We start from the raw sequence: 1040 nt of genomic DNA on the forward strand, positions 1-1040 counted from the left end.
TGTACTTCCTCGGGAGGTTGTGATCGGGATTTGAGGTGAAAGAAGACCTCCGATATCGAAGTGGGTAACCACACTCACTCGAACCGGAGGTCTTCCATGACTCACCGTAATGCACCGATGACCGTCGAGGGTAGGCGCCGGATGGTCGCCCTGGTTGTTGAGGCCGGCTGGTCCCAGCGCCGCGTGGCCGAACGGTTCCAGGTCTCCCCGGCCACCGTGTCCCGCTGGGTGCGCCGCCACCGATCCGGGGCCGGGCTGCAGGATCGCTCCAGCCGTCCGCACCGCAGCCCGCACCGGCTGGCGCAGCGCACCGAACGGCGGATCATCGCCATGCGGTTCACCAAGCGGTGGGGTCCGCACCGCATCGGCTACCACCTGGGCATCCCGCGGTCGACGGTGGGACGGGTGCTGGCCCGCTACCGGATGCCGAAGCTGGAGTGCATCGATCAGGCCACCGGGCTGCCGGTGCGGCGACCACAACCGCACCGCTACGAGGTCGATGCTCCCGGGCAGCTGGTCCACGTCGACGTCAAGAAGCTGGGCCGGATCCCCGACGGCGGCGGCTGGCGGGCTCACGGCCGCGGTTCAGTCCAGGACCTGCGGGCGCAGTCGGCCCGCACCAAGGCGGCCCGCGCGAAGGCGTCCCCATCACGCGGGTATCGGTACCTGCACCACGCCGTCGATGACCACTCCCGGCTGGTGTACTCCGAGATCCTCGACGACGAGAAGAAACACACCGCCGCCGGCTTCTGGAACCGGGCGAACGCCTTCTTCGACACCATCGGCGTCACCGTGGAGGCGGTGATGACCGACAACGGGTCCTGCTACCGGTCCGGCGACTTCAGACAAGCTCTCGGCCCAGACATCAAGCATAAGCGCACCAGACCTCGCCGGCCGCAGACGAACGGGAAAGCCGAGCGGTTCAACCGGACCCTGATGGTCGAATGGGCCTACGCCAGGCCCTACTCCAGTGAAGCCGAGCGGGAAGCCGCCTACGAGACGTTCCTCCACGACTACAATCAGCATCGAGCCCACACCGC

General features: G+C 67.4%; 1 protein-coding gene. It reads left to right on the forward strand.

The annotated features are described in order from the left end of the window. Window positions 1–96: 96 nt before the first annotated feature. Window positions 97–1040: IS481 family transposase (locus M3B11_RS13280; RefSeq protein ID WP_259800443.1), on the forward strand; the 944-nt coding region annotated here is incomplete at its 3' end.

The organism is Brevibacterium sp. p3-SID960 (genome assembly GCF_025144725.1).
Lineage (GTDB): Bacteria > Actinomycetota > Actinomycetes > Actinomycetales > Brevibacteriaceae > Brevibacterium.